The 9,918-nt window shown below is 59.0% G+C and carries 8 protein-coding genes; 4 read left to right on the top strand and 4 right to left on the bottom strand.

Annotated features, from left to right (window positions below):
- Positions 1 to 278: 278 nt before the first annotated feature.
- Entirely contained in the window at positions 279 to 809 is a 531-nt protein-coding gene (locus tag IM739_RS20235; protein ID WP_237371604.1) for an acyl-CoA thioesterase, read from the bottom strand.
- A gap of 223 nt (positions 810 to 1,032) precedes the next feature.
- On the opposite strand from IM739_RS20235, the gene IM739_RS20230 reads away from it, so the two are divergent.
- The 4 genes from IM739_RS20230 to IM739_RS20215 all read left to right on the top strand — a co-directional run bounded on the left by IM739_RS20230 (position 1,033) and on the right by IM739_RS20215 (position 5,267).
- Positions 1,033 to 1,479 carry a pseudoazurin gene (locus IM739_RS20230; RefSeq protein ID WP_237371603.1) on the top strand — a complete coding sequence of 149 codons (447 nt, stop codon included), beginning with the start codon at positions 1,033 to 1,035 and terminating at the stop codon, positions 1,477 to 1,479.
- A gap of 403 nt (positions 1,480 to 1,882) precedes the next feature.
- Positions 1,883 to 2,557 (top strand): sugar transferase, encoded by a 675-nt coding sequence (locus IM739_RS20225; RefSeq protein WP_237371602.1) that lies wholly within the window; start codon positions 1,883 to 1,885, stop codon positions 2,555 to 2,557.
- 342 nt (positions 2,558 to 2,899) lie between these two features.
- On the top strand, positions 2,900 to 4,396 hold the full coding sequence (locus IM739_RS20220; RefSeq protein WP_237371601.1) for an oligosaccharide flippase family protein: 1,497 nt from the start codon (positions 2,900 to 2,902) through the stop codon (positions 4,394 to 4,396).
- Between the two features lie 4 nt (positions 4,397 to 4,400).
- Positions 4,401 to 5,267, top strand: coding sequence for a methyltransferase, TIGR04325 family (locus IM739_RS20215; protein WP_237371600.1), 867 nt, complete (start codon positions 4,401 to 4,403; stop codon positions 5,265 to 5,267).
- Positions 5,268 to 5,313: 46 nt separating this feature from the next.
- Here IM739_RS20215 and IM739_RS20210 read toward each other — a convergent pair whose 3' ends face one another.
- From IM739_RS20210 to IM739_RS20200, 3 genes are read right to left on the bottom strand one after another with little or no spacing between them, the layout of a single operon-like run.
- Positions 5,314 to 6,621 carry a glycosyltransferase family 4 protein gene (locus IM739_RS20210; protein WP_237371599.1) on the bottom strand — a complete coding sequence of 436 codons (1,308 nt, stop codon included), beginning with the start codon at positions 6,619 to 6,621 and terminating at the stop codon, positions 5,314 to 5,316.
- A 2-nt stretch (positions 6,622 to 6,623) separates the two neighbouring features.
- Positions 6,624 to 7,565: a glycosyltransferase family 2 protein gene (locus IM739_RS20205; RefSeq protein WP_237371598.1), complete on the bottom strand. Its 942-nt coding sequence runs from the start codon at positions 7,563 to 7,565 to the stop codon at positions 6,624 to 6,626.
- Entirely contained in the window at positions 7,562 to 9,880 is a 2,319-nt protein-coding gene (locus IM739_RS20200) for a GumC family protein (RefSeq protein ID WP_237371597.1), read from the bottom strand. Before IM739_RS20200 ends, IM739_RS20205 begins: the two co-directional genes overlap by 4 nt.
- Positions 9,881 to 9,918 lie beyond the last annotated feature (38 nt).

Raw genomic sequence — 9,918 nt, 5'->3', positions numbered from 1 at the left:
AATTCCGGTGTGGATTTGCGAGATCCGCCGATTTGGATTCAGAGCCTGTCGCCAGATCTATCGATCCTGTCGAGAATTGATCGATACTATGCTTGTGAAGTAGATGATACTACTTCGAAAGGAGTAGAGAATTGTCTTGCGAGCGGCCCTTGCTGGCGCGCAGGCAACCGGATGCCGCTGGCTAGCTGCGCCGGTGACCGCGTTCCAGGACCGCGTGGCATGTCGGCCGTATGCGGATTCGTCGGTTGTCCGCTTGAGTTTGGGCGCGAGGCTAATTCTCAAGTGGTCGGTTCGAATTCTCCATCATCCGTTTTCTCGTCGGCCAGCGCGCTCGCCTGCTTGAACCGGGCCTCGAATTCCAGCCGAAGGCTGCGGCGGATTTCGGCTGCCCGTTGGCGCCGCTTGCGGGCAGGGCTCTTCGGTTCATAGGGCGGAACGGCGATGGGACGAGCGTTGGCGTCGACGGCGACCATGGTGAAATAGCAGGAATTCGTGTGGCGTCGTTCGCCACTGCGGATATCTTCGGCTTCGACACGAATGCCGATTTCCATCGAGGTCCGGCCGGCATGGTTGATCGAGGCGCGAAAGGTGACCAATTCGCCGACATGGATAGGCTGGCGAAACACGACCTGATCGACGGAAAGGGTCACGGCATACTGCTGCGAATAGCGCGAAGCGCAGGAATAGGCTACGCGGTCGAGCAGATTGAGCAGGGCACCACCATGAACCTTGCCGGAAAAATTCGCCATGTCCGGCGTCATCAGCACCACCATTTCAAGCTGGCTCGTGTCATGGCCTCGTTCTGTCATGTGTCTTGCGGTCCTTCTGCGTTGGCTGGCTGTCGATCGTACCCGACAATCTTCGCGCAAAGCCTAGGAGAGTTTATCCCTTCATGGAAGGCGACATGCTTCGTAGCTGTTCCATCGCGTTCATTTTCCAGTTTGCGCTATGTCAAAGAAGCAAGCCGGGAAGCCGCGTAATTCCCATTGCCAACGGATCGCGAGTGATCCCGTCAATGGAGATGGAATAGACATGTTTGATGTGCTGAAGCCTTTTGCCGCCGCTGGCCTTTTCATGGCGACCCTGACGGTTTCCGCGGGGGCTGCCGATTTTGAAGTGCATATGTTGAACAAGGGCGCCGATGGCCAGGCCATGGTTTTCGAGCCGGCAGGCTTGAAGATCGCCGCCGGTGATACGGTGACATTCATCCCGACGGACAAGGGTCACAACGCCGAGAGCATCAAGGGCATGAGCCCCGATGGCGCAACCGAGTTCAAGGGCAAGATGAACGAGACGATCAAGATCACGTTCGATGTGCCGGGCGTGTATGGCATCAAATGTGCGCCGCATGTCGGCATGGGCATGGTCGCCGCCATTGTCGTCAACGATCCGGCTGTAAATCTCGAAGCGTTCAAGGCGGTCAAGTTGCCGAAGAAGGCGCATGAGCGAATGGAAGCTGCTCTCGCCAGCGCCCAGTAAGCGCTGCCTGATTGAGATGGTCTGCAAAATATCCCGTGGCCGGCAGCGATGCAGGTCGCGGGATCGCTTTATATAGTCATGATTTGAAAAGTTTATTAGTGAGTTCTGCGCCCCAAGGCGCTGTCGGCACCCATCCGCCCGGCGCATCCGCGCCGATGGTCGGCTCCATGAGCCAAACCTTGCAGCTTGAACGCGAACCGGCCGCTCGGTTGCCAAAGGTCGTACGAGTACACTGCAGATTCGCATAAACGCGAAAGCGCCTGACTTGCCGCGGGTATCTCTCGGCTTTTAGGCCGAAAAAGGGGCAGACGCCTACCTCTATCAGTGGAACCGCTGGCTATCAGGATCAATTGCTTCGTCCCGCTTTGGCAGGCAGCTTTAAGTTGGCTGGAAGGGGCGGGTGATGTCTTTGTATTCGGATAACTTTGCGCAGCGTCATGCAAGGGACTTGTCGGCAAGACATGTCGGCCGGCGTGGCCTCAAGCGCGCCTTTGACATCGTCTTTTCGCTACTTGCGCTTGTCTTCCTGTCGCCGGCATTGATCCTGATCGCGATCGCTCTGCTGTTCGTCGACGGTCGTCCGATCATTTTCCGCCACAAGCGGATTGGGCGCGACGGTCGCCCGTTTTTCTGCCTGAAGTTCCGCACCATGCGCAACGACGCCGACAGGGTGCTTAACGAACTGCTCGCCAGCGATGCGGCGAGACTGCAGGAATGGCGGGAAACGCAGAAGCTGAAAAGCGACCCGCGCGTCCACTGGCTGGGCAAATATCTGCGCATCACCAGCTTGGACGAACTGCCGCAGCTGGTGAACATATTGAAGGGTGAGATGAGCATCGTCGGTCCGCGACCGATCATCGCTGAGGAACTCGAGCACTATGGTCAGCACGTTCATTGCTATCTGACGATGACGCCGGGGCTCACAGGGCTTTGGCAAGTGTCTCGTCGCGCGGATACGTCCTACGAGCAGCGTGTCCAGTTCGATGTCGACTACTACAACAATTGGTCGCTTCGAGCCGATATCGTCATCATCATCAAGACGATTGGCGTCGTTCTATTTGCGCAGAACGAGCGGTGATGTGCTTCAAACAAGCCAGCAGGCGATGGCGGCCCAGACACTCAGGCAGAAAATGATGACGAGCCATCGAAGTTGGAATTTCAAAGCTATCTCGCTCATGGATAGGCCTCTCATCGACCGCGTGGCTTCAAAGAACTCTGAACGTGGCGTTGAAATCAGGCGGTTTTGTTTGCAGTTCGATCTGGGTGCCATGAATCTATCGATGAAAGGTCAACAAAGGTTGAAGTCATTCCTGTTGCGGATTGTCCGCAACAGTTGGTGGATACTTGTGCAGTTCGGCGATGATCATAGACATGGAATAAGGCAGGAATGCTGATGCCAAGCTTACTTTCGAAAACTTGCATGTGGCTTGCCCGTCGCACCGAAGCATTGCGTTCGAAATCGATCCTGCGATCGCTCCTTGGAAATGCCATGTGGTCGCTCTGGGCAAAGATCGTGGTGCAGTTCACCCAGCTGGCGACATTCATCGTGGCAGCCCGCACGCTGGAGTCCGCAGAATTCGGGCTTTTTGCCTATGTCGCGGCGATCGTTGCCCTTCTCGTCATCCTCGCCGAGGGTGGCTGGAGCGAGTTCGTCATGAAAACGAATCATGACGGCGACCGGCTGGATCAGATCGCGACCGTGGCCATTGTCTCGGGCGTGACGGCCATGGCAACGGGTTTGTGTGTTGCATTGGTGCTGGGTTTCTACTTTCAGCTGACGCATGTTGGCCTGCTTGTTGCCATGTTCAGCATCTGGTTGCTGCCCACGCCGTTCGGCTCTGTTTGCGAAGGTGTCTTTATTGCCGATGGGCGCCTGCGCGACCTGAGCATGATCAAGATCGTCGCAGAGCTCTGCGGGACTGCCGTCGCCATATTGGGATTGCTCCATGGCATGAACATCTTTGCCCTCGTGGCGGGACGGCTCGCGAGCCAGGTGGTGAGTGTCATCGCCTATGCGCTCGTCCTGCGCTGGCTGCCAAAACTTGGCGTCCGATCCAGGTTCCTGAGCGAGCTCTTCGAATTTTCCCGGCATATCGTATCCAATCGCCTGATCGTCTTCCTGCGCTCCTATTCCGGGACCTTGGTGGTCGGCAGCGTTCTTGGCCTGACGGAGGCGGGTTACTACCGGGCTGCCGAACGTATTGTTTCGGCGTTCTCAGAAGTTGTCGGCGAACCGGCACGTCAGCTGGCCTGGGTCGTGTTGCGCAAGGGGGCGGTCTCAGGTTCAAGCCCATCATCGGCATCGCCGGAGATCGGAGCCAAGGCTACCACATTTGTAGTTGTCCTGATGGCCATTTCGGCGCCGATCTATATCGGTCTTGCGCTGATGTCGGGCATGTTGATCCACCTCGCGCTGGGAGATGGATGGGCACCGGCTGCCATCCTGGTCAGCTTGCTGTCGGTCAAGCAGATCCTGCTGGTGCCAGGCTATGTCACGGAGCCTCTGCTCTCTCTGACCGGTACGATCCGCAAGATGCCGGCGGCGATATTGGTCAATAGCCTCGTTTCTGTTGTCCTGATCATCGCGCTGTCACCATTCGGCATGGTGGCCGCTGCGGCCGGGCAATGCGCTGCCGCGCTGTTTTCGTTTGCCGTCTCGGCCTGGCTTCAAAGCCTCTATGGCGCGGTTAACTGGTCCCGGATCCTGCGCGGGTGCGCTCATCCGGCCGTTGCGGTGATCGCGATGGCGCTGACGATTTTCCTGATCGGCGATGTCGCGGGACAATCCGTGATGAACGGGTTCACAACCACCTTCCTGCAGGTTCTTGCGGGCGGGCTCGTCTATATCGGCACGCTTGCGGTTCTCCACAAGGTGGCAGGTGGTTTGCTGCCCGTCACGGTCAAGGAACAGGGATAAAGACGTGAGCATCATCAGAGCACAGTTCGAAGAGTTTGCGGGAGGCACTGCGAAGATGAAGAAGACTGTCCAGGCTTTGCTGCATACCGTGGGGTCGGGCGTTGGCCAATCGCTTGTGCCGCTTCGCGCAATCGGAGGCCGGCTGCGGTATCTGTCGCCGCTACCGCGTCGTTTCACCGGCGCCTACCGCTCGTTCGACGAGGCGATCACAGCCGCAGCAAAAGCCGGTCCTCTCGCGGGCTACAATCATGACGAGATTGCCCACGTCGCCTTTGAGCAGATGTGCAGGGTGGCGCCCTGGGACTATCCGGTGCTGTTCTGGCTGAGCCGGCTGGGAGACAGGGTTGACGGCCTGCTGGATGCCGGCGGGCATATGGGGACGAAATACCGCGCGTTCCGCAGCCTGCTGGATCTGCCGAAGAACTTTCAATGGGTTGTCTACGAATTGCCGGCGATCGCCGAGGCCGGGCGCAGGCGGGCTGAAAAGGACGGCCTCGATCAACTGCATTTCGTCGACCGGCTGGAAAATGCGCCAGGCATGTCGGTGTTTCTTGGCTCCGGCCTGATGCAGTATCTCGATGTTCCGCTGTCGTCTGTCCTGACCAGCCTGCCGCATCTGCCGCAGCACCTGCTGCTCAACAAGGTTGCTTTTCGCAAAGGTGGTCCGATCGTCACGCTAGAACGCATAGGCAAGGCCTATGTACCCTATCAGATGCGCGATGAAGGCGATTTCGTTCGTGATCTGGAGCAACTGGGCTATCGTCAGGTGGATCGCTGGAGCATTGCGGCGCTATCGCATGTGATCGAGACCCATCCGGAACTGGGAGCAAGCGACAATGCGGGCTTCTACTTCCGCCTTCAGCCGATGTAGGGCGGGGCGCTCCCGTGCATGATAGGGGGGCGGAGCCTGTGCCCGGCTATAGCCTTTGACTGGCAACGTCGCCAACATCGAGCCCCGGGAGTGGACCGCTGGGAAACGCACCCTGTTGCGTCATGTCGCTGGCGCGGTCGAGAACATCCCCATACAGCACCAGTAGCGCTTCGATCCAGGACGCATGGGTAGAGGCCAGCGCTGGTGCATGGTCACGGCAATTGTCGGCAAACCTTCGAATAAGGACATCATCGCCTGCCATCTGGCGCAGGCGCGCGGCGAGGGCCTCCAGGTTGCCATGGGCAAAGGCGAAGCCGCAGCCGAGCTGCGCAATCTCGGTGCTCAACAAGGCCGAATCCGGAATGATCACCGGAATGCCGCTCGAAACCGCTTCCAGGGCGGCAAGGCTGAAGGGTTCCGGAACTCGCGATGAAATCACCAGGGCGCGTGCGCGCTGCATGATCTGGCGCAGGCCCTCGCGTGATTGCCAGCCATGAATCACCACTTCCGGATACCCGCGCTCCAGCACGGCCCGTCCGGGACCATCGCCGATGACCTCGAGCTTGACATTGGCCATGCGCGCCGCACGGGCGGCTTCTTCAAAGCCTTTCTCCGGCTCGAGACGGCCGATGAAGAAGAAGGTGTTGTGTTCCGACGGGTCCTTGGGGATGCGGAAGAACGGTTCCACCGGATTTCGAATGGTCACGACCCGGTCGGTATTCATGCCGGATTGCTCGAAACGCGTCCGCATGCGCTCGTGTACCACGACAATATTCGCCGGCATGTTCTGGATGGCGTAAAAGTGTTCCCGCAGCAGGTGGCGTGCGGTGCGCCACAGCTTCTGCTGATATCCCCGCTTGTCGCACTGGCTCATGACGCATTGCGCAGACATCGGACGAAGCTGACAGATATGATCAGTCCTGTAATTGGTGAAACCGCCATTGGGGCAGGCGAGAAAATAGTCATGGGCGTGGAGAATCGTCCTCTGCCGAACACCCGACAGGGCCCGGAAAATGGAAGGGGACAGGATCTTCGACCAACCATGCACGTGATAGATCGTGGAAGGGGTGTCTTTTTCTCGAATGAGTTGATCGAGCGCCGCGAAGGCCTTGGCATTGTACAGGCCACTTGCGAAGGCGGAGAGCTTGCCCTGTTGCACCAGAGGCTTGCCGGCAAGCCCGATCGTGTCCGGTACGGGCAAATCGGTCTCCGGCTGGTCGCCACAGAGATAGGTGACATTGAGACCCTGCTGGCTGAATAGTTTCGCAGACAGGATCGCTAGGTTGGATGCGCCTCCGACCATAGCCGAACGGTCGTTGATGATGACGACACGGTCGGGAGTTCGCTGCGCCATGACTAATCCATGTTCTCTATGTTTTGTGGCGCCAGCCGTCCGCTGACCAGATGGCGCAGTGCCAGCAGATTGCCATTGAGCCGCCCCTTGCGATCAATCCACGGCTCGGGACGCCAGACCTTGAAGAGGTTGGCGAGCAGGTTACGACCCATCTGGTGGGCAGCATGGCGTAAGCTCATGGTCTCCTTGCGCATCAGGTAGATCGGATTGGCGATCTGGGAATAGCCGAACCGCAGGCTCGACGTGCGGCCGACCTTGGTGCCCAGATGCACGCCGATCAATCGCGGCGAACTTACGACGCGGCCGTAGCGTGCCGCGACTCGGCTGAAATCGACATCCTCGAGCCAGCCGTAAAGCGGCAGGTTTTCGTCAAAGCGCAGGCTGCCGATATGTACGGCCGACATGCGGACCGCCAGATTGCAGCCATAGCCGCTATAGGCCGTGCAGGCGGGAGTAGCCTCGCTCGGTTCCGGATTGTTGCGCAACAATTCCAGCCCCTTCGTTACCGATATTCCCGGCCCGGTTATGCCATCGGCAATCACCGTTCCGGTCGAGATGTCGACATCCGGGTTCTTGAGGAAAAGCTGTTCCATTTCAGCGAGATAACTGGGTGCCAGCAGAAAATCATCGTCGAGAAACAGGACGACATCAGCATCCGGCACGGCATCGAGGATCGCGTTTCGCTGTTTGCAGCTGCCGCGTTGAGAGACCAGAACCCGAACGGGACAGGGCAGGCGGGACAAGGCCTTTGTGTCGACGTCGTCTGTCGTCGGAACACAGATGACGATCTCATCCGGCTGCCGCGTCTGTCGTGCAATGTGGGGGATGACGGCCGTGATGATGTCACGGCGTCCGGCGCTCGGAATACCGACCACGATCGCCATTCCGGAGACCGGCATGGCGGTATTGTTTCGTGCCAGGGCCTGTGCTGTTTCCACGGTCATCGGGACGGTCCTCCGAGAAGAGCCAGAGTCCGCTTCGGCTTCGTCTCGCTTCGGTTTGAGATCACGCCGAGCAAGGCAATGCGGGAGCGGCCAAAGGCCTTCAACGCATCCGAGAGACGTTCGATTGTCAGCTTTCTGGTGTTGCCGATAACAAGGATGATCCCATCGACATAGGAACAGATCGCACGGGTGTCGGCAGACTCTTCAAATCCGGACATATCGACGATGATCACCTTGTATTGTCGCCGAAGTTTCGCCAGCGCCTCTTTCAGCGCGGAGAGATGCCCATACCGGTAGGGCGTGGCGGCTGAACGTCTGGTCTGCTCTACGGTCAGCAGTGGCACGGGAATGGCCGCGTCCGTCGCCGCATGTTCGGGGTCGTGTTCGAGATAGGTGCGCTCGCTGTAGCGAGCGCTGCGCATCAACCGTGACCCGCCAAGCCCGTCTGCGGGATCACCAAGGGCGGCCGGGTGGATCGGCTTGAGGGCGAAGTCGGGGGCTGCATTCACCGCAAGCCTGGTCAATCGCGCCGCGACAAAATCAGCATCGACCAAAAGCACCGACTGGCCCTCGTTCTGATAGAGCTGCGCCAGGTTCGTCGCAATTGTCGTTTTGCCTTCGCCAGAGCCGACCGACGTGATGCCGATCACGACCGATCCGTTGGCCGGTACGATCGAATCCAACGAGTTCTTCACGCTCCGCAGAGCCTCGGAGAATGGCGAATATGGCATGTCCAGAATCGATCTCAACGGCAGGACCGACGCCGGGAGACCGTTTGACTGATTTTTGGCCGAAAGCTGCGGCTTGTACACCGGGACATGGCCAAGTGAGGCAATGCCAAGTTCGCGCTGCAGGCGCTCGCTTGTTCCGGCTCTGCGGTCCAGCCCACTGCGCAAGACAGCAGCCAGCAAGCCGAACGAAAGGCCCAGCATCAGCGAAAACGGCAGGATGACCGAGGGTTTCGGCCAGTCTCGACCGAACGGCTCGGTGGCGAACGCCACGATGCGGGCCTTGCCGAGTGGAAAAGATTGGGTCTGGAAGGCGCCGACGAACTGCTGGAGAATGCTTTCGTAGAGGCGCCTGTATGTGTTTGCCCGGCTTTCTATCTCTGCAAGCTCGACGCGTGCGATATTCTTGTCGGCACCCTGGCTGTTGGCGGCGGAGAACTGCTGCTCTGCCAGGGTCTCTCGCGTGCGCGCAATCTCCAGGTTCGAGCGATAGAGGCCTTCGACCTGGCGCAGTTCGCTGCGGACCGAGGCTTGTATGCGCGCTATATCGGCTTCGGCGGCGGTAATTGCCGGGTTGCCGTTGCTGTAGCGATCCTTGAGGCTTTCGAGACGGGTTTGCGCCAGACGCATGTCGTCACGCAGTTTCTGGATCTGCGGATTGTTGGCGATCTCGGGCAGGTTCGCATCGGTGGAATTGCTCTCGATCAGCTTGCTCAAGGTGGTCAGTTTGGCCGAGGCGTCCGCGGTTGCAGCCCTGGCAGCAAGCATCTGGCTGCTGACTTCGGCCAATTGCTGCTGATCAAGCGACGTGGCGTTTGCCATCGCCGTGATGTCGTGTTCGTTGCGATACTCTTCTGCCGCCAGCGCGGCCTCGCGTGCCTTGCGACCGACATCGATCAATCGACCTTCGAGCCATTGCGCACCCTGCTTGGCGGCGGCGGCGCGATCGTTCATGCCATTGCGAATATAGGCTTCGGCCAAGGCATTGGCGGTTCTCGCGGCCTTTTGCGGGTCGCCGGAACGATAGCCGATCTCCAGAACATAGGACTGGCCGACACGACGGACGGTTACCCGCGACAGGAAACCGTCCATCGTGCGTCGCATCCGCTCTTCGTCGGTGGGCGGCCCCTGCTCTTCGTCCTCGGAGCCGGTGACGGTCTCGATTGCCGAAGTGACAAATCCGCGCAAGGTCGATTGCCAGGATCGGTTGCTGACGATTTCCGGATCCGACATCAAGCCGAGCTTTCGGATGACGTCTTCGGCGATCGCCTCCGATTTCACGATTTCGACCTGGCTTGCTATTTCCGCCGCCTCGATGATCACGGTGCCGGTCGTCGCATCCTGGGAGACGATGCGGCCCTGTTCGGGGTCGATGACGAGACGTGCCGTTGCCTCATAACTGGACGGTGTATTGACGGTGTAGAGAATACCCAGGCCGAGACCGGCACTGGTCGACAGCGCAATGACCGGGATATTCTTCTTCAGGAAGTTGAAAATGTCTCGGAAGGACAGATATTCCTTGCGCTGATCTTCCCTCCTCTCGATCGGAGGGTAGGTCTCGATCGTTCCGAACTCATGGAGCCCCATGGGTTTCTCCCTGTTTTTCCTCAGCGATTGCGGTCATG

The organism is Rhizobium sp. SL42 (genome assembly GCF_021729845.1).
Classification (GTDB): Bacteria; Pseudomonadota; Alphaproteobacteria; order Rhizobiales; family Rhizobiaceae; genus Allorhizobium.
This window is presented reverse-complemented; position numbering and strand designations above follow the sequence as displayed.